General features: G+C 71.8%; 19 protein-coding genes. 11 read left to right on the top strand and 8 right to left on the bottom strand.

Going from position 1 to position 24,396, the window contains the following annotated elements; all coding sequences use genetic code 11:
* The first annotated feature begins 16 nt into the window (after positions 1-16).
* The 4 genes from OG408_RS13985 to OG408_RS13970 all read left to right on the top strand — a co-directional run bounded on the left by OG408_RS13985 (position 17) and on the right by OG408_RS13970 (position 7,848).
* A complete protein-coding gene (locus OG408_RS13985) occupies positions 17-1,477 on the top strand; it encodes an MFS transporter (RefSeq protein ID WP_326670122.1) in 1,461 nt (486 codons plus the stop codon).
* A 206-nt stretch (positions 1,478-1,683) separates the two neighbouring features.
* A complete protein-coding gene (locus OG408_RS13980) occupies positions 1,684-5,424 on the top strand; it encodes an ABC transporter ATP-binding protein (RefSeq protein WP_326670120.1) in 3,741 nt (1,246 codons plus the stop codon).
* Between the two features lie 434 nt (positions 5,425-5,858).
* A complete protein-coding gene (locus OG408_RS13975) occupies positions 5,859-6,275 on the top strand; it encodes a hypothetical protein (protein ID WP_326670119.1) in 417 nt (138 codons plus the stop codon).
* A 97-nt stretch (positions 6,276-6,372) separates the two neighbouring features.
* Positions 6,373-7,848: a S28 family serine protease gene (locus OG408_RS13970; protein WP_266778970.1), complete on the top strand. Its 1,476-nt coding sequence runs from the start codon at positions 6,373-6,375 to the stop codon at positions 7,846-7,848.
* 60 nt (positions 7,849-7,908) lie between these two features.
* On the opposite strand, the gene OG408_RS13965 is transcribed toward OG408_RS13970, so the two are convergent.
* On the bottom strand, positions 7,909-9,759 hold the full coding sequence (locus OG408_RS13965; protein WP_326670117.1) for a glycoside hydrolase family 3 protein: 1,851 nt from the start codon (positions 9,757-9,759) through the stop codon (positions 7,909-7,911).
* 134 nt (positions 9,760-9,893) lie between these two features.
* The gene (locus tag OG408_RS13960; protein ID WP_266778966.1) at positions 9,894-10,802 is read right to left on the bottom strand and encodes a LysR family transcriptional regulator; all 909 of its coding nucleotides are present in this window, start codon (positions 10,800-10,802) and stop codon (positions 9,894-9,896) included.
* Between the two features lie 100 nt (positions 10,803-10,902).
* Between OG408_RS13960 and OG408_RS13955 the strand changes: the two genes are divergently transcribed.
* Complete coding sequence (locus OG408_RS13955) at positions 10,903-11,796, top strand: EamA family transporter (protein WP_285563657.1); 894 nt, start codon at positions 10,903-10,905, stop codon at positions 11,794-11,796.
* A 20-nt stretch (positions 11,797-11,816) separates the two neighbouring features.
* On the opposite strand, the gene OG408_RS13950 is transcribed toward OG408_RS13955, so the two are convergent.
* A complete protein-coding gene (locus OG408_RS13950) occupies positions 11,817-12,605 on the bottom strand; it encodes a sugar phosphate isomerase/epimerase family protein (RefSeq protein ID WP_266778962.1) in 789 nt (262 codons plus the stop codon).
* Between the two features lie 133 nt (positions 12,606-12,738).
* On the bottom strand, positions 12,739-13,803 hold the full coding sequence (locus OG408_RS13945) for a LacI family DNA-binding transcriptional regulator (protein ID WP_326670115.1): 1,065 nt from the start codon (positions 13,801-13,803) through the stop codon (positions 12,739-12,741).
* 192 nt (positions 13,804-13,995) lie between these two features.
* On the opposite strand from OG408_RS13945, the gene OG408_RS13940 reads away from it, so the two are divergent.
* From OG408_RS13940 to OG408_RS13930, 3 genes are all read left to right on the top strand, one after another.
* Entirely contained in the window at positions 13,996-15,147 is a 1,152-nt protein-coding gene (locus tag OG408_RS13940; RefSeq protein WP_266778958.1) for a Gfo/Idh/MocA family protein, read from the top strand.
* Positions 15,148-15,225: 78 nt separating this feature from the next.
* Positions 15,226-16,371 (top strand): dihydrodipicolinate synthase family protein, encoded by a 1,146-nt coding sequence (locus OG408_RS13935; RefSeq protein WP_266778956.1) that lies wholly within the window; start codon positions 15,226-15,228, stop codon positions 16,369-16,371.
* Complete coding sequence (locus OG408_RS13930) at positions 16,368-17,195, top strand: sugar phosphate isomerase/epimerase family protein (RefSeq protein ID WP_326670112.1); 828 nt, start codon at positions 16,368-16,370, stop codon at positions 17,193-17,195. Before OG408_RS13935 ends, OG408_RS13930 begins: the two co-directional genes overlap by 4 nt.
* Before the next feature lie 208 nt (positions 17,196-17,403).
* Here OG408_RS13930 and OG408_RS13925 read toward each other — a convergent pair whose 3' ends face one another.
* Positions 17,404-17,994, bottom strand: a complete 591-nt coding sequence (locus OG408_RS13925; RefSeq protein WP_326670111.1) for a TetR/AcrR family transcriptional regulator — start codon at positions 17,992-17,994, stop codon at positions 17,404-17,406.
* Between the two features lie 226 nt (positions 17,995-18,220).
* Here OG408_RS13925 and OG408_RS13920 point away from each other — a divergent pair, with 226 nt between their 5' ends.
* Positions 18,221-20,113 (top strand): serine/threonine-protein kinase, encoded by a 1,893-nt coding sequence (locus OG408_RS13920; protein ID WP_326670109.1) that lies wholly within the window; start codon positions 18,221-18,223, stop codon positions 20,111-20,113.
* Between the two features lie 25 nt (positions 20,114-20,138).
* Here the strand turns inward: OG408_RS13920 and OG408_RS13915 are convergent, their stop codons facing one another.
* Positions 20,139-20,483, bottom strand: a complete 345-nt coding sequence (locus OG408_RS13915; RefSeq protein ID WP_266786169.1) for a winged helix-turn-helix transcriptional regulator — start codon at positions 20,481-20,483, stop codon at positions 20,139-20,141.
* Between the two features lie 125 nt (positions 20,484-20,608).
* On the opposite strand from OG408_RS13915, the gene OG408_RS13910 reads away from it, so the two are divergent.
* A complete protein-coding gene (locus tag OG408_RS13910; protein WP_326670105.1) occupies positions 20,609-21,259 on the top strand; it encodes an NAD(P)-dependent oxidoreductase in 651 nt (216 codons plus the stop codon).
* Between the two features lie 65 nt (positions 21,260-21,324).
* On the opposite strand, the gene OG408_RS13905 is transcribed toward OG408_RS13910, so the two are convergent.
* Positions 21,325-21,582 carry a Txe/YoeB family addiction module toxin gene (locus tag OG408_RS13905; protein ID WP_266778946.1) on the bottom strand — a complete coding sequence of 86 codons (258 nt, stop codon included), beginning with the start codon at positions 21,580-21,582 and terminating at the stop codon, positions 21,325-21,327.
* On the bottom strand, positions 21,579-21,857 hold the full coding sequence (locus OG408_RS13900) for a type II toxin-antitoxin system Phd/YefM family antitoxin (RefSeq protein ID WP_266778944.1): 279 nt from the start codon (positions 21,855-21,857) through the stop codon (positions 21,579-21,581). The genes OG408_RS13905 and OG408_RS13900 overlap by 4 nt, the downstream gene beginning before the upstream one ends.
* Positions 21,858-21,959: 102 nt before the next feature.
* Here OG408_RS13900 and recD2 point away from each other — a divergent pair, with 102 nt between their 5' ends.
* Complete coding sequence (gene recD2 / locus OG408_RS13895; protein ID WP_326670102.1) at positions 21,960-24,302, top strand: SF1B family DNA helicase RecD2; 2,343 nt, start codon at positions 21,960-21,962, stop codon at positions 24,300-24,302.
* Positions 24,303-24,396 lie beyond the last annotated feature (94 nt).

Here is a 24,396-nt window from a genome sequence, read left to right as displayed (position 1 = left end):
CGGAAGGAGGCCCGCCATGACCACCACCACCGAAACCGCGCCCACCGCGCCACGCACCTATCCGTCCCTGCGCGCCGCATGGATACCCCTGGCCGCGCTCTGTCTGGCCTTCTTCGTCGAAATGGTCGACAACACCCTGCTCTCGATCGCGCTGCCCACGATCGGCCGGGACCTCGGCAGCGGCACGACCGCGCTCCAGTGGGTCACCGGCGCCTACTCACTGACCTTCGGAGGCCTGCTGCTGACAGCGGGCTCGATGGCCGACCGGCTCGGCCGCCGGCGCGTGCTGCTGGTCGGACTGGCCGTGTTCGGCCTGCTGAGCCTGGGCGTCGCCGCGGTCTCCTCCGCCGGGGAGCTCATCACCCTGCGGGCCGGCCTCGGCATCGCCGCCGCGGCCATGGCCCCCATCACGAACTCGCTGGTCTTCCGGCTGTTCGACGACAAGGCGCTGCGGATGCGCGCCATGACCCTGATGATCATCGTCGGCATGTCCGGCTTCGTCCTCGGCCCGCTGCTGGGCGGCACCGCCCTGGCCCACGTGCGGTGGCAGTGGCTCCTGCTCGTCAACGCCCCGATCGCCCTGATCGCGGCCATCGGCGTCCGGCTCGGCGTCCCGGCCGACCGGCCGCAGGACCTGACCCGCGACAAGCTCGACCTGCCGGGCGCCGTCCTGAGCGTCGCCACCATCGGCCTCGCCTGCTACGCCCTGACCAGCGGCGTCGAGCACGGCTGGCTCTCCGTGGCCACCCTCGCATCGGTCCTCGGCGCCCTCGCCGCCGGCATCGCCTTCGTCCGGCACGAGCGCCGCACGGCGGCCCCCATGCTGGACCTGCGCCTCTTCTCCAACGGCACCGTCCGAGGCGCCGCCATCGCACAGATCGGCACGGCCATCGCGATGGCCGCCGTGATGTTCGGCCTGATCCTCCACTTCCAGTACGCCTACGGATGGAGTCCCGTACGGGCCGGCCTGGCCAACCTGCCGCTCATCGTGACCATGATCGCCGCGACCCCGCTCTCCGAATGGCTCGCGGCACGGTTCGGCCACCGCATCGCCTGCCTGGTCGGCGCGGCCTGCCTGGCCGGCTCGCTGGCCGGACTGTCCTGGGGCGTCGACCACGGGTACGGCGTCATCGCGCTCTGCATGGTCGTGATGACCATCGGACTGCGCACCGTCATGACGATCTGCGCCATCGCGCTCGTCGACGCGATGCCGGCCAACCGCACCTCGATCGGCACGGCGCTCAACGACACCGCCCAGGAGGTCGGGAGCAGCATCGGCACCGCCGTGGTCGGCACGCTGATCGCCGCGCTGGTCACCACCCAGCTGCCCACGGGCACCTGGAGCGACGCCCTGGTGGCCTCGTTCTTCCACGGCGAGCGGATCACCTACGCGGTGCTGGCCGTCGTCGTCGGCCTGATCGCGGCAGGCGGCGCACTCAGCCTCACCAACTCCCGCGTCGCCGAGGAACCCCACTAGGGTCTTTCGTTTGGATCAGGCTGGATCAGGGAGCGGGGTCCGATGCGCGTGCCGGGCCCGCGAGCCCGGCATGATCCGAACGAGAGGCCCTAGTCCCAGGGCCGGCAGTCCTACGTCCGAGGTCCCGTATTTGTTGCGGCGGGATGAAATCCGCAGCCCATCGCGTTGGTGCCTTCCGGTAGAGCAGGTCGAACGGGAGGCACCGGGTGTCGGACGCAGGGGCGCAGGAGAGCGGGCGGCAGCCACGCGGCTGGGCGCGGAGACTGAGCGGTTACGCATGGCGCTACCGGCGCAACGTGCTGCTCGCGCTCGGCTCCTCGCTCGCCGGAATGGCGGTGATGGCGCTCGTCCCCCTGGTCACCAAGGTGATCATCGACGACGTCGTCGTCGGCCACTCCCGGTCCCTGGCCGTGTGGACCGGCCTGCTGATCGTCGCCGCCGTCCTCGTCTACGTCTCCACCTACATCCGCCGCTACTACGGCGGCCGGCTCGCCCTCGACGTCCAGCACGACCTGCGGACCGAGATGTACGGGACGATCACCCGGCTCGACGGCAGGCGCCAGGACGAACTCTCCACCGGACAGGTCGTCGGACGCGCCACCAGCGACCTCCAGCTGATCCAGGGCCTGCTGTTCATGCTCCCGATGACCATCGGGAACGTGCTGCTCTTCCTCATCTCCCTGGTGATCATGGCGTGGCTCTCGCCGCTGCTCACGCTCGTCGCCGTCGCCGTCGCCCCCGCCCTCTGGTTCATCGCCCGGCGCTCCCGCACCCGGCTCTTCCCCGCCACCTGGTACGCCCAGGCGCAGGCCGCCGCCGTCGCCGGAGTCGTCGACGGGGCCGTCTCCGGCGTCCGCGTCGTCAAGGGCTTCGGCCAGGAGGAGCAGGAGACCGGCAAGCTGCGCGAGGTCGGCCGCCGGCTCTTCGCCGGCCGGCTGCGCACCATCCGGCTGAACTCCCGCTACACCCCCGCCCTCCAGGCCGTCCCCGCCCTCGGCCAGGTCGCGATGCTCGCCCTCGGCGGCTGGCTCGCCACCCGCGGCGAGATCACGCTGGGCACCTTCGTCGCCTTCTCCACCTACCTCGCCCAGCTCGTCGGCCCGGTCCGGATGCTCGCCATGGTCCTCACCGTCGGCCAGCAGGCCCGCGCCGGTGTGGAACGCGTACTGGAACTCATCGACACCGAGCCGACCATGCAGGACGGCACCAAGGAGCTCCCCGCCGGCATCCCGGCCGGCGTCGAGTTCGACGACGTCCGCTTCGGCTACGCCGACGACCGCCCCGTCCTCGACGGCTTCTCGCTGACCATCGAGCCCGGCGAGACCGTCGCCGTCGTCGGCGCGTCCGGCAGCGGCAAGTCCACCGTCTCGCTGCTCCTGCCGCGGTTCTACGACGTGACGCACGGCGCCGTCCTGGTCGGCGGACACGACGTCCGTGAACTGACCCTCGACTCGCTGCGGGCCGCCATCGGCCTCGTACCGGAGGACAGCTTCCTGTTCTCCGACACCATCCGCGCCAACATCGCCTACGGCTCCCCGGACGCCACCGACGAACAGATCCGGCGGGCCGCCCGTTCCGCCCAGGCCGACCGGTTCATCGCCGAGCTGCCCGACGGATACGACACCGAGGTCGGTGAGCACGGACTCACCCTCTCCGGCGGCCAGCGCCAGCGCGTCGCGCTCGCCCGCGCCATCCTCACCGACCCCCGGCTCCTCCTCCTCGACGACGCCACCTCCGCCGTCGACGCCCGCGTCGAGCACGAGATCCACGAGGCGCTGCGCCAGGTCATGGCCGGCCGTACGACCCTCCTGATCGCCCACCGCCGCTCCACGCTCAACCTCGCCGACCGGATCGCCGTCCTGGAGAACGGCCGGCTCGCCGACATCGGCACCCACGAGGAGCTGGAGCGCCGCTCCGCCCTCTACCGCCGGCTGCTCACCGACCCGGACGAGCTGGGCGGCACCTCACCGGGACACGTACCGGCCGCCGTCACCACCGACCCCGCCGAGGACCGCGCGCTCCAGGAGGAGATCGACGCCGAGTTCGACGCCGAGCGCGGCATCACCCCCGAGCTGTGGGTCCGCAAGGAGGAGGCGCGCGAGACCGACGCGGCCGGCACCCCCGCCACCCCCGAGCTCCTCGCCCAGGTCGAGGCGCTGCCCCCGGCGACCGACACCCCGGACATCGACGAGGCCCGCGCGGTGCACGCCGAGGAGTCCTACGGGCTGCGCCGGCTGCTGCGCGGCTTCGGACTCCCGCTGCTGGTCAGCCTGGCGCTGGTCGCCGTGGACGCCGGAGCGGGACTCCTGCTGCCGGTCCTGATCAGGAACGGCATCGACGAAGGTGTCACCCAGCTCGCGCTGGGCGCGGTCTGGACGGCCTCCGCCTTCGGCCTCGTCGTCGTCCTGGTGCAGTGGGCGGCCCAGATCGGCGAGACCCGGATGACCGGCCGCACCGGCGAGCGGGTGCTCTACTCGCTGCGGCTGAAGATCTTCGCGCAGCTCCAGCGTCTCGGCCTGGACTACTACGAGCGCGAGCTCACCGGCCGGATCATGACCCGGATGACGACGGACGTGGACGCGCTGTCCACGTTCCTGCAGACCGGCCTGGTCACGGCCTTCGTCTCCGTCGTCACCTTCTTCGGCATCCTGGTCGCGCTCCTCGTCCTCGACGTGGAACTGGCCCTGGTCGTCTTCGCGACCCTGCCGGTGCTCGTCATCGGCACGTTCTTCTTCCGCCGCAAGAGCGTCAAGGCGTACGAACTGGCCCGTGAGCGCATCAGCGTCGTCAACGCCGACCTCCAGGAGTCCGTCTCCGGCCTCCGGATCGTGCAGGCCTTCCGCCGCGAGCGGTCCGGCGCCGAGCGGTTCGCCGCACGCAGCGACCACTACCGCGAGGCCCGGGTCCGCGGCCAGTGGCTGATCTCGGTGTACTTCCCGTTCGTCCAGCTGCTGTCGTCGGTGGCCGCGGCCGCCGTACTGATCGTCGGCGCGGGCCGGGTCGACAACGGCACCCTCACCACCGGTGCGCTGGTCGCCTACCTGCTCTACATCGACCTGTTCTTCGCACCCGTGCAGCAGCTCTCCCAGGTCTTCGACGGCTACCAGCAGGCCACCGTCTCCCTCGGCCGCATCCAGGAACTCCTCCAGGAGCCGACGTCGACCGCCGACCGGCACGAGCCGCTCGACGTGCTGTCGCTGCGCGGCGAGATCGCGTTCGAGGACGTGTCCTTCGCGTACAACGGCGAGGAGGCCGCGCTCACCGGCGTCGACCTGCACATCCCGGCCGGACAGACGGTCGCGTTCGTCGGCGAGACCGGCGCGGGCAAGTCCACCCTGGTCAAGCTCGTCGCCCGCTTCTACGACCCGACCGGCGGCCGGGTCACCGCGGACGGCACCGATCTGCGCAGCCTCGGCCTCACCGCGTACCGGCACCGGCTCGGAGTCGTACCGCAGGAGGCGTACCTCTTCGCGGGCACGGTCCGCGACGCCATCGCCTACGGGCGGCCGGCGGCCACCGACGCCGAGGTGGAGGGGGCGGCCCGGGCGGTCGGCGCGCACGACATGATCGCCACCCTGGACGGCGGCTACCTCCACGAGGTCGCCGAACGGGGCCGCAACCTCTCGGCCGGACAGCGCCAGCTGATCGCGCTCGCCCGCGCCGAACTCGTCGACCCGGACATCCTGCTGCTCGACGAGGCCACCGCGTCCCTGGACCTCGCCAGCGAGGCCCTGGTCAACCAGGCGACCGACCGCCTCGCGGGCCGGCGCACCACCCTCGTCGTCGCCCACCGGCTCACCACCGCCGCTCGCGCCGACCGGGTCGTGGTGATGGACCACGGCCGGGTCGTCGAGGACGGCACACACGACGAACTCCTCGCCCTGGACGGGCAGTACGCCTCGCTGTGGCGCACCTTCATCGGAGAGGACGAGCCCGCGGGGGTATGACGGGTCACCCCGGTGGAGCGGGGCTGCGGGCGCCGCGCCACGCGCGGGGTGCCCCTGCCCGTCGTGCGCCCGCACCCACGCGTTCTCACCGGTGGTGCCACCGGCCTGCAGACGCTCGGCTGCGTCGGGTGGGGCCGTGCAGGGGAGTCCCCGCAGGGAAATGGCGTACTACCCGGCCCCCGCAACGTGCCCGGTCGCCACGCCATTTTCTGAGGAGACGCCCCGGAGGGGCACCGCCCCACCCCGCACCCGCCGCGTCCCACGGGGAACCCGCACCCACACCGAGCCCGTCCGGCGATTGAGGACGGAACCCCCGCCCGGTCCGGGGCAACCGCAACCGCCAAAGGCCGCCCCCGCGTCATAGGCACACATGCGCGTATGCGCTCATGTGTCGGGTAGGTGTGCGCGTGTTCGACAAGGCGATGGAGTTGCCGGTGACCAGAGGGACCGAGAGACACGGTGGGCGTACGGGACGCGGAGCCCCGTACCGTCTGCTCGCCCTGGCGCTGACGACCGCCCTCGGGCTCGTCGTCGGCGGGGTGGAGGCGGGCCGCGCCGATGCCGCGTCGGTCTGCGCGGGGCGGCCCGCGAAGACGGTGAAGTTCGCGACGGGGGAGCTGCGCGTCTACCGCACCCGCTCCTACGCCTGCGCCACCGCCGTCGCCGCCAAGCCCGGCTCGCGCCGCCGGATGTCCGTACAGATCCAGCCGCGCGGCGGCCGCCCCGTGGCGGACAGCGGCAGCTTCACCCGGCAGGCGGGACCGGTGACCGTCCACGCGCTGAACCGGTGCGTCCGGGTCTCGGGCACCATCGCGGGAAGGACGGTGAGCACGGGCTGGATCCTGTGCTGACCGGGTGACGTACCCGCCCGCCCCGCAACGGGGTCTGGTGGTCCTGGTGTTGCCCCGCTAGGTTCACGAGGTCTGTTGTGAATCAAGGGGAGGGTGCATGCGTAAGGCGCTCAGAGGGTTCCTGTCGCTCGCGGTGCTCATCGGCACAGTGAGTGCGACGGGCGCTTCGGCCGGTGCGGCCACCGCCGCGGAGCCGGCCACGATCCGTCCCGCCGTCAGCGACAGCGGTACGAGCACGGACATCAAGGACCGCATCCTGGCCATCCCGGGAATGAGTCTCATCGAGGAGAAGCCCTACGCGGGATACCGCTACTTCGTCCTCAACTACACCCAGCCGATCGACCACCGGCACCCGTCCAAGGGAACGTTCCAGCAGCGCATCACCCTGCTGCACAAGGACACCTCCCGCCCCACGGTCTTCTACACCGGCGGCTACAACGTCTCCACCAGCCCCAGCCGCTCGGAGCCGACCCGGATCGTCGACGGCAACCAGGTCTCGCTGGAGTACCGGTTCTTCACCCCGTCGCGTCCCTCGCCCGCCGACTGGTCCAAGCTCGACATCTGGCAGGCCGCCAGTGACCAGCACCGGGTCTTCACCGCGCTGAAGAGGATCTACTCCAAGAACTGGCTGACCACCGGCGGTTCCAAGGGCGGCATGACGGCCACCTACTTCGAGCGCTTCTACCCGAAGGACATGGACGGCGTCGTCGCCTACGTCGCGCCCAACGACGTGGTCAACAAGGAGGATTCGGCGTACGACCGCTTCTTCGCCAACGTCGGCACGAAGGAATGCCGCGACAGGCTGAACGGCGTGCAGCGCGAGGCGCTGGTGCGCCGGGAGCCGCTGGAGAAGAAGTACGCGCAGTACGCCGCCGACAACGGCTACACCTTCAGCACCGTCGGCACCCTCGACAAGGCCTACGAGGCCGTCGTCATGGACTACGTCTGGGCGTACTGGCAGTACAGCCTGCTCGCCGACTGCGACTCCATCCCCGCCGACGCCAAGAACGCCCCCGACCAGGCGATCTGGGACTCGATCGACTCGATCTCCGGCTTCTCCGCCTACGCGGACCAGGGCCTGGCGAACTACACGCCGTACTACTACCAGGCGGGCACCCAGCTCGGCTCGCCCGACATCAAGCAGCCCTGGCTCGGCAAGCTGAGCCGGTACGGCTACCAGCCGCCGCGCAACTTCGTGCCGCGCTCCATCCCGATGAGGTTCCAGCCCTCGGTGATGCGTGACGTCGACACCTGGGTGAAGCACCACGCCAGCCACATGCTGTACGTCTACGGGCAGAACGACCCGTGGGGCGCGGAGCGCTTCCGGCTCGGCGCGGGCGCCCGTGACAGCTACGTCTTCACGGTGCCGGGCGGCAACCACGGCTCGAACGTCGCCGGACTGGCCCCGGCCGAGAACGCCACCGCCACCGCGGCCATCCTGCGCTGGGCGGGCGTCGCCCCGGCCGCCGTCCAGGCGGACCCGGCGAAGGCGAAGCCGCTCGCGAAGTTCGACGCGCGGCTCGACAAGAAGGACCTGACGACCGAGCACCGCCTCGGCACCAGGCGCCCGTAACGGCAGTCCCGCGCCGGCGGCCGCCCCCACGGGCCGGCCGCCGGTGCGGACCTTCCTCCTCTAGTACGTCAGCCCGTAGCCCACCGGGTGCAGCACCTGCGCGGGATCGTCCGCGCGCTGCACCGGCACCGGCAGCGTGCCCTCCGGCTCGGCCCGGCCCGCGATCACCCGGGCGGCCGCCCGCAGTTCTACATCGGTCCAGGAGTACGTGGCCAGGCTCGCCGCGTGGCCGGTCCCGGCCAGCTGGGCGATGTCGTACGGATTGCGGATCGCGACCGTGATCACCGGGACACCGGTCGCGGCCAGCGCGCTCACCAGGGTCCGCTGCGAACTGGTCGCCGTGACGTTGTACGTCCCCACGACCACCGCGTCCTTGCCCTGCGCGGCCGCCACCGCCGCGTCGATGTTCGCCTTGGTCGGGGTGGTGCCGGTGGACAGGGCCGTGGCCGCGTACCCCAGCTCGTTGAACGCCCCGGCCAGTGTGGTGGTCGGCGGCCCCGTCGTGCCCGAGGGGGAGGCCGGGTCGGCCCCCACCACCAGCAGGTTCCGGTGCGAGCGGCGCGACAGCGGCAGCAGCGCACCGGTGTTGGCCAGCAGGGTGGTGGTGTGCTCCGCGATCCGGTCGGCCTCGGCGAGGTGCGAGCGGGTGCCGACGGTCCGGTCCACGCCCCGGTGGCTGACGAACGGGTCGTCGAACAGCCCCAGCTTCGTCTTCAGCCGCAGGATGCGCAGGATCGATTCGTCGAGCCGGTCCTCACTGACCTCACCGTTCTTCACGGCCGCCAGCAGGGCGTTCCAGGACACCTCCAGGCTGGGCGGGTTGAGCAGCTGGTCGACGCCCGCCTGCAGGGCCAGGACCGGCACCCGCTCGTCGCCGTACTTCGTCCGCACCCCCTCCATGCCGAGCGAGTCGGTGACCACGACGCCGTCGTAGCCGAGCTCCTCGCGCAGGATGCCGGTGAGGATGGGCCTGGACAGGGTCGCCGGGTCCTCGGCCGGGTCGAGCGCGGGCACCACGATGTGCGCCGTCATGATCGAGTCGATGCCCGCGGCGATCGCCGCCCGGAACGGCGGCTCGTCCAGCTCGGCCCACTGCTCGCGGGTGTGGGTGATCACCGGCAGCCCGGTGTGGCTGTCGGTGCTGGTGTCGCCGTGGCCCGGGAAGTGCTTGGCCGTGGAGGCGATCCCCGCGCTCTGGTACCCCTTGACCTGCGCGGCGACCATCCCGGCGACGGACTGCGGGTCGGAGCCGAAGGACCGCACGCCGATCACCGGGTTGGCCGGGTTGACGTTGACGTCCGCGTCCGGGGCGTAGTTCTGGCAGATGCCGATCGCGGCCAGCTCGGCGCCCGCGATCTGCCCGGCCCGGCGGGCGTCGGAACGCGAACCGCCCGCGCCCAGCGCCATCGCGCCCGGCATCAGCGTGGCGGGCTCGCCCACCCGGCAGACGATGCCGTGCTCCTGGTCGGTGGAGATCAGGAGCGGCAGGGAGCTGGGGCCCGCGAGGCCGGCCCGCTGGATGCCGTTGGAGAGATCGGCGATCTGGTGCGGGTCACGGGTGTTGTGCGCCCACGCGAAGTAGATGATGCCGCCCACGTGGTACTTGGCGATCATCTCGGCGGCGGTGCGCACCCCGATCTCGGCGAGGTTGGCGTCGATGTCCGCCTGGTCGGGCTCGGTGGCGGAGTGCCCGTAGACCCGCATGACGAAGAGCTGGCCGACCTTCTCCTCCAGGCTCATCCGGGAGATGAGCCGCTTCAGCCGTTTGGTGGTGGCGGCGGAGGTGTGTCCGCTGTGTGCGGACTTCTGGGCGGCGACTGCGCCGGGGGCGGCTGCCATGCCCGCGGCCGCCGCGACGGCGGTGGCCGCGGTGGCAGTGAGGAGGGTGCGTCTGGAGGTGCGGTCGTGCACGTGAGCTCCTTCGGCCGTACTCGGTGACGAGGGGGTGGTGAAAGAAACTTCCAAGGAGCACGGATATCCAGAAAATAACTTCCGGTCAAGGGTGCGGACCATTTTGCGCGCGTCCCGGCACCGGCGGACAGCCCTTAGCGCAACCCCGCACCCGCCCCGTGGGCCTGGAGCGCCGAGACCGCCGCCGTGATCGCCGGCCGGCGGGCCGCCTCCGTCCGCCACAGCGCGTACAGCCGCCGCACCGGCACGGGATCGATCCGCACCGCCACCACCCCCTCCGGCAGCGGTCCGCGGCCCAGCCGGGGCATCATCGCGACCCCGAGACCGGCGGCGAGCAGGGCGAGCTGGGTGTGGTTCTCCTCGGCCTGGTGGCGGATGTCCGGCTCGTACCCCGCCGTCCGCAGCGTCCGTACGAGCCAGTCGTGGCAGACCGTCCCCGGCGGCTGGCAGATCCACCGCTCCCTCGCCAGCTCCTCGCGCCGCACCCCGTCCCGGCCCGCCAGCCGGTGGTCCGCGGGCACCAGCAGATCGCACCGGTCCTCCCCGATCACCGCCTGCGCCACACCGTCCGGGGCGGGCAGCGGGGCGATGTCCCAGTCGTGGGCGACGGCCAGGTCGATCACGCCCTTGGCGACCAGATCGACCGAGAGGTGCGGGTCGACCTCCGTCATCCGCACCTCCAGGTCCGGGTGTTCACGGTCCAGCTCCGCCAGTACCCCGGGCAGCAGCCCGCGCGCCGCCGAGGCGAACGCGCCGATCGACAGCCGCCCCGTCGGCAGCCCCCTGCGCTCCTCCAGCGCGGTCTCGGCGTGCTCCACGATCGCCAGCAACTGCTGGGCCGCGGTGGCCAGATGGACGGCCTCCTCGGTCAGCGCGACCCCACGCCCGCGGCGCTCCAGCAGCGTCGTGCGGGTCTCCCGCTCCAGCTTGGTGATCTGCTGCGAGACCGCCGACGGGGTGTAGCCGAGCGCGGCCGCGGCACCCGCGACCGAGCCGTGGACCGAGATGGCGTGCAGGGCGCGCAGCCGGGCGAGATCGAGCACCGGAGCCTCCGGGAGCCTTGGGAATCATTAGCGTCGCTCAATTCCACCATGAAGAAATCCGCGCTGGTGCTACATGGTCCGCGCACGCGATCCTCGGTGCATGCGTCCCCTCCACATCGCCCTGGCCGCGCTGGTCGCCGCCCTCTGGGGTGTCAACTTCGTCGTCATCGAGGTCGGCCTCGACCACTTCCCGCCGCTGCTCTTCTCGGCCCTGCGCTTCCTCGTCGCGGCGCTGCCCGCGGTCTTCTTCGTCGGCCGGCCCAAGGTCGCGTGGAAGTGGATCGCGGGGGTGGGACTGGCGCTGGGAGTGGCGAAGTTCGGGCTGCTGTTCATCGGGATGGACCGGGGGATGGGGGCCGGTCTCTCGTCGCTCGTCCTCCAGGTGCAGGCGGTCTTCACCGCACTGTTCGCCGCACTCGTGCTGGGCGAACGCCCGGGGCGGGTGAAGGTGGCGGGGATGGCGGTGGCGCTCGCCGGGATCGGGGTGGCCGCCGTCGACGAGGGTGCCAGCGGGCCGGTGCTCGCCTTCGTCCTGGTGATCGCGGCGGCCGCCTGCTGGGGCGTGTCCAACGTCCTGACCCGCCGGGCCGCCCCGCCCGACGCCCTCAACTTCATGGTGTGGGTCTCGACCGTGCCCGTCCTGCCCCTGCTCGGCCTCTCCCTCCTCTTCGAGGGCTGGGACCGGGACCGGGCGGCGCTCGCCGCGCTCGACTGGAGCGGCGTCGGAATCATCGTCTACGTGGCGTGGGCCGTCACGGTCTTCGGCTTCGGGGCCTGGGGTTTCCTGCTCAGCCGCTACCCGGCGTCGTCCGTGGCGCCCTTCACCCTGCTCGTCCCGGTCTTCGGGATGTCGTCGGCGGCCCTGCTGCTGGATGAGCCGGTGAGCCCGCTCCGGTGGTGCGCGGCGGCGCTGCTGGTCGGCGGGGTCGCGCTGACCTCGCTCGCGGGGACGCGGCGCACCCGCGTGCCCGCCCCGGAGCCGGCCCCCGCCTGAGGGCCGGCCCCCGGGCCGCTCTACTGCTTGGGCGCACCCAGCCGCAGCAGGTGTGCGCGCCCCGCGCCCAGCAGCTCCGGCAGCTCCGCCGCCTGCGGGTGCCAGCGCTTCTCGTACTCCCAGCAGACCCAGCTGTCCGCGTCCAGCGTGTCCAGGCACTCCCGCAGCGGCAGCACACCCGCGCCCAGGGCCACCGGCGTGATGTCCTCGGTGGAGGCGATGTCCTTCACCTGTACGTATCCGAGGTGCGGGGCCAGCACCGCATGGCTGGCCACCGGCTCCTCGCCGGACAGCCAGGTGTGCATGATGTCCCACAGCGCGCCGATGCTGCCGTGCCCCACCGTGCCGACCACCCGGGCGACGGCCGCTCCCGCGCGGTGCGAGTCATGGGTCTCCAGCAGGATGCGCACCCCCATGTCGGCGGCGTACGGGGCGGCGGCGGCCAGCCGGCGGGCGGCGGTCGCGTCGGCCTTCGCGGGGTCCTGGTCGCCACCGCCGGGAAAGACCCGGACGTTGCGCGCCCCCACGTCGTGGGCCAGCTTCACCAGCCCGGCGAGCTCCTCCAGCACGGGCTCGTCGTCGCCCTCGGCCGCGGCCCGGACATAGCCGGCCACGGTCAGGACCTCGACCCCGCCGCGCTTGAACTCATCGACCACGGCGGCCCGTTCGGCCTGGGAGATGCCGGGGTGCACCGGCTCCTCGGGGTGGGCGCGCAGCTCCACCCCCTGGTAGCCGTGCTCGGCGGCCAGCCGGACGACCTCGGTTATCGGCAGGCCCGGCACCCCGAGGGTGGAGAAAGCGAGCTTCACGTGCGTGTCCTTCCGTCGGTACGTGCCGCAGCATACGAGGACCGGTGCGTGACCGGCCCGCGGCACGTCCGGCGCGTACCCGGTCCTCGCGCCCCGACGCACGGACCGCCGCGGCACGTCCGGGGGCGGGCCGTCACCCCCGCGGCGCCGCCGTCGACCCCCGCACCATCAGCTCGGCCGCGATCGTCGCGATGCCGCCGGGCGGCGGGGCCTCCTTGCCCGTGGCCAGCCGGCCCGCCCGGGCCCCCGCCTCGACGAGCGGCAGCCGTACGGTCGTCAGCGCGGGGACCACGTCCACCGAGAACGGCAGATCGTCGAAGCCCGCCACCGAGATGTCCTCGGGGATGCGCAGCCCGCGGTCGCGGATCGCCGCGGCGGCGCCCAGCGCGACCGTGTCGTTCGCGGCGACGACGGCCGTGATCTCCGGTTCCCGGCGCAGGAGTTCGACCGTGGCGTCGTAGCCGGACCGCCGGTCGTAGGAGCCGTGCACGGTCAGCCGCTCCTCGTCGCCCACGATCCCCACGGCCTTCATCGCGTCGCGGTGGCCCTCCAGTCGGTGGCGGGTCGTGGTGCGTTCGACCGGGCCCGCGACATAGCCGATGCCGCGGTGGCCCAGCGAGAGCAGGTGCTCGGTGAGCCGCCGGCCGCCGCCCCGGTTGTCGAAGGCCAGCGCGGCGACCACGGAGGCGTTGTCGGGCAGCGGAGGGCGCCCGCACAGGACGACCCGGGTGCCCGCGTCCGCGAGTTTGGCCAGTTTCGCGGACACCGCGGCCTGGTGGGCCGGGTCCTCGACCGCGCCGCCGGTGAGGACGACCGCGGCGGCGCGCTGGCGCTGGAGCAGGGTCAGATAGGTGAGCTCGCGCTCCGGGGTGCCGCCGGTGTTGCAGACGATCGCGAGTTTCTCGCCGCCCGCCCGGCCCGAGCCGTCGCCCGGACCGCCGATCTCCGTCTGGGCCGCCCCCGCCATGATTCCGAAGAACGGGTCGGCGATGTCGTTGACCAGGATCCCGATCAGGTCGGACGTGGCAGCGGCGAGCGAACTCGCGGGCCCGTTGAGCACGTAGTCCAGGTCGTCCACCGCACGCAGGACCCGCTCCCGGGTGGACGCCGCCACCGGGTAGTTGCCGTTCAGCACACGGGAAACGGTGGCCGGGGACACCCGGGCGCGAGCCGCCACGTCCGCCAGGGTGACTGTCATCGCATCCTCCGAGAAGTGATGAGGGAAGTGGCCCGAGGGACGGGCCGGGGGAGTGGTCCGGGGGCGGACCCGCGAGCGGACCCGTGAGTGGACCAAACCAATCAGCGCGCCCCCTCTTGTCCAGGCCGCTGTCGGCAGGCTAGCGTCATACCGCATAGAAAGCGCTTGCTACGGCTGTATGGAGGAACTTTCGTGACACGCAGGACAGTGCGCATCGCCATGAACGGCGTCACGGGTCGCATGGGATACCGGCAGCACCTGGTGCGCTCGGTCCTCGCGATCCGCGAGCAGGGCGGCCTCGACCTGGGCAACGGCGACGTGCTGTGGCCCGAGCCGGTCCTGGTCGGCCGCCGCGCCCACGCGCTGGAGGAGCTCGCCGAGCGGCACGGCCTGACGGAGTGGTCGACCGACCTCGACGCGGTCCTCGCCGACGACACCATCGACATCTACTTCGACGCCCAGGTCACCTCGGCCCGCGTCGAGGCGATCAAGAAGGCGATCGCGGCCGGCAAGCACATCTACACCGAGAAGCCCACCGCCACGGACGTCGAGGGCGCCCTGGACCTGGCCCGCCTCGCCCGCGACGCGGGCATCAAGCACGGCGTCGTCCAGGACAAGATCTTCCTGCCGGGCCTGCTGAAGCTGAAGCGCCTCATCGACGGCGGCTTCTTCGGCGAGATCCTCTCCGTGCGCGGCGAGTTCGGCTACTGGGTCTTCGAGGGCGACTGGCAGGAGGCCCAGCGCCCCTCGTGGAACTACCGGGCCGAGGACGGCGGCGGCATCGTCGTCGACATGTTCCCGCACTGGGAGTACGTGCTCCACGAGCTGTTCGGCCGGGTCTCCACCGTCCAGGCGCACGTCCAGACGCACATTCCCGAGCGCTGGGACGAGCACGGCAAGCCGTACGCCGCGACCGCGGACGACGCCGCGTACGGCATCTTCCAGCTGGAGGGCGGCGCGGTCGCCCAGATCAACTCCTCCTGGACGGTCCGGGTCAACCGCGACGAGCTCGTCGAGTTCCAGGTCGACGGCACCCACGGCTCCGCCGTCGCGGGTCTGCGCAACTGCCGCGTCCAGCACCGCTCGGCGACCCCCAAGCCGGTCTGGAACCCGGACCTCCCGGTCACCGAGTCGTTCCGCGACCAGTGGCAGGAGGTCCCCGACAACACGGACTTCGACAACGGCTTCAAGGCCCAGTGGGAGCTGTTCCTGCGCCACATCGTGCTCGACGAGCCGTACACCTGGGACCTGATGGCCGGCGCGCGCGGCGTCCAGCTCGCCGAACTCGGCCTCAGGTCCTCGGCCGAGGGCCGCCGCTTCGACGTCCCGGAGCTGACCCTGTGACGCGGCTTCCCGCCCCGGCCGCACCGGAGCGGACCCCATGACGAAGCACCTCCCGCAGGGCACACCGGAGTTGACCACATGACCATCCACCTCCCGCAGGGCCCGTACGAGCCCCGCAGCACCCCGCTCGACCTCGCACCCGGCCGGGCGCCCCTGGCCTCCCGTACGGTCTTCTCCGCCGCGCACGTCGTCGCGGACCCGTACGCCGACATCAGCCCGGACTCCCCGGCCGCCGTCGACTGGGACGCCACCCTCGCCTTCCGCCGCCACCTGTGGTCGCACGGCCTGGGCGTCGCCGAGGCGATGGACACCGCCCAGCGCGGCATGGGCCTGGACTGGGCCGGTGCCGCCGAGCTGATCCGCCGCTCGGCCGCCGAGGCGAAGTCGGTCGGCGGCCGGATCGCCTGCGGCGTCGGCACCGACCAGCTCCCCGCCGGCCCGGCGACGCTCGCCGAGGTCCGCTCGGCCTACGAGGAGCAGCTCGCCCTCGTCGAGGAGAGCGGCGCCCAGGCCATCCTGATGGCCTCGCGCGCGCTCGCCGCCGCGGCGAAGGGCCCGCAGGACTACCTGGAGACGTACGCCCACCTGCTGCGCCAGGCCACCGAACCGGTCGTCCTGCACTGGCTGGGCCCGATGTTCGACCCCGCGCTGGAGGGCTACTGGGGCTCCAGTGACCTGGACGCGGCGACCGACACCTTCCTCCAGGTCATCGCGGAACACCCCGACAAGGTCGACGGCATCAAGATGTCCCTCCTCGACGCGGAGCGCGAGATCGACGTCCGCCGCCGTCTGCCGAGCGGGGTGCGCTGCTACACCGGCGACGACTTCAACTACCCCGAACTGATCGCCGGCGACGACCGCGGCTTCAGCCACGCCCTGCTCGGCATCTTCGACCCGCTCGGCCCGCTGGCCGCGCACGCGGTACGGGTGCTGGACACGGGCGACACGAAGGGTTTCCGCGAACTCCTCGACCCGACGGTCGAGTTGTCCCGCCACCTCTTCCAGGCGCCGACGCGCTACTACAAGACGGGCGTGGTGTTCCTCGCCTGGCTGGCCGGCCACCAGGAGCACTTCACGATGGTGGGCGGCCTGCAGTCGGCCCGCTCGCTGCCGCACCTGGCGAAGGCGTACGAACTGGCGGACCGCCTGGGCCTGTTCCCCGACCCGGAACTGGCCGAATCACGGATGCGCGCGCTTCTCACGGTCAACGGAGGCACCCGATGAGTGACGGCCGGCTCTCCGTCAACCAGGAGACCATCAAGCAGTGGTCGCTGCCCGAGCTCGCCGAGGGCTGCGCGAAGGCGGGCATCGACAAGGTCGGCCTGTGGCGGGCCCCGGTCCAGGAGTACGGCGTGGCGGCGACGGCCCGCCTCCTCTCCGACGCGGGCCTGTCCGTCACCAGCCTGTGCCGGGGCGGCTTCTTCACGGCCCTCGACCCGGCCGAGCGGGCCCGCGCCCTGGACGACAACCGTGCGGCACTCGACGAGGCGGCGGGCCTGTCCACGGACACGCTGGTCCTGGTCTCGGGCGGCCTGCCGGAGGGCAGCAAGGACCTGTACGGTGCCCGCGAACGCATCGCGGACGCGCTGGCCGAACTGGTTCCCTACGCGGCCGAACGCGACGTACGCCTGGCCATCGAGCCCCTGCACCCGATGTTCGCCTCGGACCGCTGCGTGGTCTCCACCCTGTCCCAGGCCCTGGACATCGCGGAACGCTTCCCGGCCGAGCGGGTCGGCGTGGTCGTCGACACGTACCACCTCTGGTGGGACGACCAGGCACCCGCGCAGATCGCCCGGGCGGGCGCGGCCGGCCGCATCCACTCCTTCCAGCTCGCCGACTGGATCACCCCGCTCCCGGCGGGCGTGCTGCTGGGACGCGGCCAACTCGGCGACGGCAGCGTGGACTTCCGCGCCTTCCGCACGGCGGTCGAGGCCACCGGCTTCGACGGTCCGATCGAGGTCGAGATCTTCAACGAGGAGCTGTGGGCCCGAGGCGGCGCGGAGGTCCTGGCGGAGGTCGCCGCCCGGTACGCGGAGCACGCCTGCTGACGCCGTGACCGGGCGGTATCCACCGATGTGGCCTCCGGGGCAAAAAAGTCTGCCCGGGAGCGCAACCCTTCGGGGCTCTGCCGGGTCGTATCTGTAGTCGGGAGCTTCCGGGGGGTATCCGGGGGGATGGGGAGCCCTGACAGAGGGGGAGAGCGAGAGGGGTCCGGTCGGGAGACCGGGCCCCGTTTCGCTTTCACCGACCGCCACCTCACGGACTGACGGAGCGCCAGACACGCTCCGGGACGGTCCGCGCGGCCTCCTCGATGTCGATGTCGCCGACGGTGAGCCAGCGGCGTGCGATGCCCGTCACCGGGCCGAGGATCAGGGATTCCAGCACGGGCAGCGGCAGTTCGGCGAGCCGGCCCGCTGCCTGGTGGTGGTGCAGCCAGGCCGCGAGCGGGGCGAGGCGGGCCTCCTGGGCGTGGCGGATCTGATGGACGTGCTTGGTGACCTCACGGTCCACGGTGGCGGAATGCATGAGCCGTGAGGCGTCGGGATTGGCCTGTACGAAGCGCAGATAGGCCCGCGCGACGGCGAGCACACCGCCCCGGGCGTCGCCCGCCTCCCGCAACGCGGCCCCCAACTCGTCGAGAAGCCGCCCGAGACAGGACTGCCCGAGAGCGACCACCACACCCTGGAGGCTGCCGAAGTGGTGGTAGATGCTGCCCGTGCTGACCCCGCTGGCCGAGGTGATCGCCCCCAGCGTGAGGCCGGCTTCGCCCTCGGCCGCGTAGATGGCGAGCGCGCAGTCGAGCACCTGGGCGGCGGTGGCCTCACCGCGTTGCTGCTTGGGGCTCATGATGTCGTCCTCGCTCCCGGATCCGGTTGATCATTCTGCGTCGGCTCCGCAGGGACCAGCGTAGAAGAGACTTCCGTAACTTTTTCCAGAAGCAGTTCCAATATGTGTGGCCAGTGCCTCACACTGAACACCCGTTGCATCAAGTCGCCCGCCAACGAGCTCAGTTCGGGCGACCACATGCTCTCCGGGCGACCGCGGGGGCGGGACACACGGGGAGCGCTCGACCATGACCAGCGTGCACGACGGCGACCACGGCGACGACGGGGAGAACGAGGACTACCTCGACGGCGGCATCAAACCGCTGGCCGCGACCGACCCGGCCCGCATCGGCCCCTACCTCCTGCTCGGCAGGCTCGGGGCGGGCGGCATGGGCCGGGTCTACCTCGCCCGTTCCGAGGGCGGCCGCACGGTCGCGGTGAAGGTGGTGCACGCGGAGCACGTGGCGGACCCGCAGTTCAGGGCCCGCTTCCGGCGCGAGGTCGACGCGGCGCGGCGGGTGGGGGAGCGCTACACCGCGCCCGTGCTGGACGCCGCCCCGGAGGAGGAGTTCCCCTGGGTGGCCACGGGTTACGTGCCCGGCCTGTCCCTCGAACAGATCGTCCGCGGCCACGGTGCGCTCCCCGCCGAGTCCGTGCTCGCCCTCGCCGACGGGCTGTTGCGCGCGCTCAGGGACATCCACTCGGCGGGCATCGTCCACCGCGACCTCAAGCCGTCGAACGTCATGGTCACGGTCGAGGGCCTCAAGGTCATCGACTTCGGTATCGCCCGCGCGGCCGAGACCTCGGTCGAGGCCCTCACCAGCACGGGCATGGTCATCGGCTCCCCGGGTTTCATGGCCCCGGAGCAGATACGCGGCGAGAGCGCGGTCCCGAAGAGCGACGTGTTCACCCTCGGCTGCGTCCTGACGTACGCGGCCACCGGCCGGCTCCCGTTCGGCAACGGGGTGAGCAATCAGCACGCGGTGATGTACCACATCGTCGAGGCCGAACCCGATCTGGAGGGCATCCGTCACGAGGGCCTGCGCGCCCTGATCACCCGCCTCCTGACGAAGTCGGCCGCCGAACGCCCTTCCGTGGACAACCTGCTGGCCGAGCGGGACTCGGCTCCGGCGGGCGCGTCGTGGCTGCCGGCCGGAGTCGTGAGCCACCTGGCGCGGCAGTCGGCACGGCTGCTGGACGCGGAGGCGGCCCCGGTACGCCAGGAGCCCGCCGACCGGGGCACGGTCCCCCTGCGCCCGGCGGCGGCGCAGCCGCCGGCGATCGTCCCCGCCGGCGAGGTGACACCACCGAAGGGACAGCGGGAGGCGCGCCGCCGCCGCCGTCTGCTCGTGTCCGTCCCGCTGGTCTTCGTCCTGGCCGGGGGCGGCGGCACGGTGATGGTGCTGCAACCGTTCGGCGGCGACAGCGACGGCGGCGCCCACGCGTCCCCGCCGTCCGCCTCCGCGACGGCCCACCCCACGACACTCCCGCCGTCAGCGGCGGGCAGCCCGTCCCCCAACGGCGACAAGAGCCCCCAGGAGGCGGGTGACCCGGGCGGAGAAGGGGCCGACGACGGCAAGGACGGCAAGGACGGCTCGAACGGCAGGGACGCGGCGGCCACGGGAGGCTCCCCGGGCGACGGAGGCACGTCCGCCGGGGGAGCCGGCACGACGGGCGGAGGGTCGACCGACGGCGGCACGAGCACCGGGGGCTCAACCGGCACCTCGGGTTCCACGACCGCTTCGGGAGGCGGGGGCTCCACCGGAACCTCAGGTTCCACGAGCGGGTCGGGCGGCTCGGGCGGCTCCTCCGGTGGGAGCCAGGTGCCGTCCTCGTTCGTCGGCACCTGGAAGTACGGCGAGCCGTACAACGTCGGTGAGCCGGGCACGATCACGATCTCCTCGACGGGCACGGTGCGCCTGTCCGACCGCCCGTACGCCACCTGCCCGTACGTGGCCCAGGTGGTCTCCAAGGCCGACGGCGGCAGCCGGATCAACGTCAGCGCGGCGAAACTCACGGGCGCCAACGCCGGCTACTGCCACCCGAGCCTGGACGCGTCCTACTTCACCCTGAACGGCAGCGGAATCCAGCACAACGTCGGCCCCGCCGCCGGGGACGGCTACTACTACAAACGGGGGTGAGAACGCGTGGCCCCGCACCAGTCCCTCACGACGCCGACCCCTCGTACGCCTCCCGCGCACCCTCCAGTTCCGGCAGATGCGTCGCCGCCCACGCACAGCACGCGGCCATCGGGCCGAGCAACGTCCTTCCGAGCGCGCTCAGTTCGTAGTCGACCCGGGGCGGGATGCCGTCGCCGACGGTGCGGGTGATCAGGCCGTCCCGTTCCATCGAGCGGAGGGTCTCGGTCAGCACCTTCGGGGTGATGCCGCTCAGCGGGACCTCCAGTTCGGAGAAGCGCCGGGGGCCGGTCTCCAGGCACCTGATGATCTTCGGGGTCCATTTGCCGCCGATCCGGAACGGCGAGGTGACGTGGGAGCAGCCCGTGAACATTTCGGGATCAAGTGGTTGGCTCACCCTGCCGAGCGTACGTAACTATCGTTGCGGAAACCATGGGGTGCGCCGCTAGCGTCCGCTGCATCGGCCGGCGGTCCGCGGGCCTTGGCGAGGGGAACCCCATGAGCAGCAGGATCATCGTCTTCGGAGCCAACGGACGGGCCGGGCGGCGGGCGGTCGCGGAGGCCGTCGCGCGGGGGCACGAGGTCACGGCCGTGGTGCGGGACGTGGCGGCGTACAAGGGGCCGGCCGGTGACGGGGTCAGCGTCGTCGCCGGTGACGTCACCCGGGCGGACAGTGTCGCGGAGGCCGCCGCCGGGCACGACGCCGCGATCAGTGCGGCGGGCCGGATGGACGTGCCGTCGCGGGACTTCTACGTGGGCGCGGCGCATGCCCTGCTCGACGGTCTGGCCCGGGCGGGCGTCGGCCGGCTGGTGCTGATCGGGATCGGGTCCGTACTGGAGACCGCGCCCGGCGTGGCCGTCCACGACGCTCCCGGCTTCCCGGCGGAGGCGCGGGCCTTCTCGCTCGGGCACTCCGCCGAACTCGACGTGCTCCGCGCCGGCGTGACGGACATCGACTGGCTCGTCATCGCCCCGCCGCCCGTGATGCTGGACGACGAGGCCCCGCGGACCGGTCACTACCGCACGGGCGGCGCGCAGGTGATGGCCGACGGTGCCCCGACCTTCTCCTACGCGGACCTGGCGGTCGCGCTGGTCGACGAGATCGAGACCCCGAAACACCACCGCTCCCTCACCGCGGTGGCGGGCTGACCGCAGGGGTCGCCGGGACAGCGACCGGGGAGCCGGGACGGCCCGGCCCAATCGAAGGCCCAGGGTCAGCTGTAGTGGTATCGGGCCTGCACGATGACGAGTTCGGACTCGGTGGCTCTGTACACCAGGCGGTGTTCGTCATCGATGCGCCTCGACCAGTAGCCGCTGAGGTCGCCTCGCAGGGGCTCGGGTTTTCCGATGCCGTCGAAGGGGTCGCGCAGGGTGTCGGTGATGAGCCGGTTGATGCGACGTGTCATGCGGCGGCCGCTCTCCGACCAGAAGGTGTAGTCGGCCCACCCACGCAAGCTGAACGTGAGCTTCATTCGGCGCCCTCGGCGTCCTCGCCATCCGGGAGGTCCACCAGCTCGTGGTGCTCCGTCCGGCCGGCTTCGACCTCTGCGATGGACTCCAGGAGCCGGCGGGCGTTGGCCGGCGAGCGCATCAGGTAGATCGTCTCCTGCCAGGAGGCGAAGTCCTCCTCCGACATGAGGACCGCGTTCCCCTTGCGGGAAGTGATGTGTACGGGGGCGTGATCCTCGTTGACCTTCTCGATCAGCGGAAAGAGGTGCTTCCGGGCTTCGCTGGCCGTTATCGACATGACGAACCTCTTCCTGCCGTGACTCACTGGTACCACTCATGGTACCAGTGAGTCTTCATGGTGACCCACGCCCTGTCGGTGTCGCCCGGTACCGTCGCACCCATGTCCACCAGGTCCTCCACGACGTCCTCCGCGACATCGTCCACGCCGAACATGGCCGTCCTGGAAGGCGTACTCGAGCGCATCACGTACGCCAACGAGGAGAACGGGTACACGGTCGCGCGCGTCGACACCGGCCGCGGGAGCAATGACCTGCTCACCGTCGTGGGGTCGCTGCTCGGTGCGCAGCCGGGGGAGTCGCTGCGGATGGAGGGGCGTTGGGGCTCGCACTCCCAGTACGGCAAGCAGTTCACCGTCGAGAACTACACGACGATCCTCCCCGCCACCATCCAGGGCATCCGCCGCTACCTCGGCTCCGGGCTGATCAAGGGCATCGGGCCGGTCATGGCCGACCGGATCACCACCCACTTCGGCGTGGACACCCTGGACATCATCGAGCGCGAGCCGAAGCGCCTCGTCGAGGTGCCGGGGCTCGGGCCGAAGCGGACGAAGATGATCGCCGCCGCCTGGGAGGAACAGAAGGCGATCAAGGAGGTCATGATCTTCCTCCAGAGCGTCGGCGTCTCGACCTCCATCGCCGTCCGTATCTACAAGAAGTACGAGGACGCCTCCATCTCCGTCGTGAAGAACCAGCCCTACCGGCTGGCCGCCGACGTCTGGGGCATCGGCTTCCTCACCGCGGACCGGATCGCCCAGGCCGTCGGCATTCCGCACGACAGCCCCGAGCGGGTCAAGGCCGGGCTGCAGTACGCGCTGTCGCAGTCCAGCGACCAGGGGCACTGCTTCCTGCCCGAGGAGCGGCTGATCGCGGACGCGGTGAAGCTGCTCCAGGTCGACACCGGGCTCGTCATCGAGTGCCTGGCCGAGCTCGCCGCGGAGCCGGAGGGCGTCGTACGGGAGAAGGTGCCCTCGCCCGAGGGCGGTGAGCCGGTCACGGCCGTCTATCTGGTGCCCTTCCACCGGGCGGAGATCGCCCTGGCCGCCCAGGTCCGGCGGCTGCTGCGGACGCCGGAGGAGCGGATGCCGGCCTTCGGGGACGTGGACTGGGACGCCGCGCTGAAGTGGCTCGCGGGGCGGACGGGCGCGAAGCTGGCGCCCGAGCAGGAGGCCGCCGTGCGGCTCGCGCTCAGCCGGAAGGTGGCCGTGCTGACCGGTGGGCCCGGCTGCGGGAAGTCGTTCACCGTCCGGTCCATCGTGGAGCTGGCCCGTGCCAAGAAGGCGAAGGTGGTGCTGGCCGCCCCCACCGGGCGGGCCGCGAAACGGCTCTCCGAGCTCACCGGGGCCGAGGCCTCCACCGTGCACCGGCTGCTGGAGCTCAAGCCGGGCGGGGACGCCGCGTACGACCGGGACCGCCCGCTCGACGCCGATCTCGTCGTCGTCGACGAGGCGTCCATGCTCGATCTGCTGCTCGCCAACAAGCTGGTCAAGGCCGTGGCACCCGGTGCACACCTGCTGCTCGTGGGCGATGTGGACCAGCTGCCCTCGGTCGGCGCGGGCGAGGTGCTGCGGGACCTGCTCGCCGACGGCGGCCCCGTCCCCGCGGTCCGGCTGACCACCATCTTCCGCCAGGCCCAGCAGTCCGGCGTCGTCACCAACGCCCACCGGATCAACTCCGGCGTGCCGCCCCTCACCCAGGGGCTCAGCGACTTCTTCCTCTTCGTGGAGGACGAGACGGAGGACGCGGGCGTGCTCGCGGTGGACGTCGCGGCCCGCCGTATTCCGGCCAAGTTCGGGCTGAACCCGCGCCGGGACGTACAGGTGCTCGCCCCGATGCACCGCGGCCCCGCCGGGGCCGGCCATCTCAACGGGCTGCTCCAGCAGGCCATCACCCCGGCCCGCCCCGGTCTGCCGGAGAAGCGGTTCGGCGGCCGGGTGTTCCGCGTCGGCGACAAGGTCACCCAGATCCGCAACAACTACGACAAGGGCGAGAACGGCGTCTTCAACGGGACCGTCGGTGTCGTCACCGCCCTTGACCTGGACGAACAGAAGCTGAGCGTGCTGACGGACGAGGACGAGGAGATCTCCTACGACTTCGACGAGCTCGACGAGCTGTCCCACGCGTACGCCATGACGATCCATCGCTCCCAGGGCAGCGAGTACCCGGCCGTCGTCATCCCCGTGACGAAGAGCGCCTGGATGATGCTCCAGCGGAACCTCCTGTACACCGCCGTGACGAGGGCCAAGAAACTCGTCGTACTGGTCGGCTCCCGGCAGGCGATCGGCCAGGCGGTCCGTACGGTTTCCGCAGGCAGACGCTGTACGGCGCTGGATTACCGGCTGCGAGGAGGCGCGGAAGGAGGATCCTCGGAAAAAATGATCGATCAAATCGGTGGGAAACATCACGGAGGTCTTCCGCAACCGCAGTCAAGGGGGCAGGATGAATAAGTTCGCGGCACTCAGTGCCGCGAGTAGGTCCAATGGACGACCCCGAGTGCACTCTCCTGAGCCAAATGGGGGAGGGTGGAGACAGTCAGGGAAC

Source organism: Streptomyces sp. NBC_01257, from assembly GCF_035917255.1.
In the GTDB taxonomy this organism is placed as follows: Bacteria; Actinomycetota; Actinomycetes; order Streptomycetales; family Streptomycetaceae; genus Streptomyces.
Note: the sequence above shows the minus strand (reverse complement) of the source record. Positions and strands in the feature narration are given on the sequence as shown.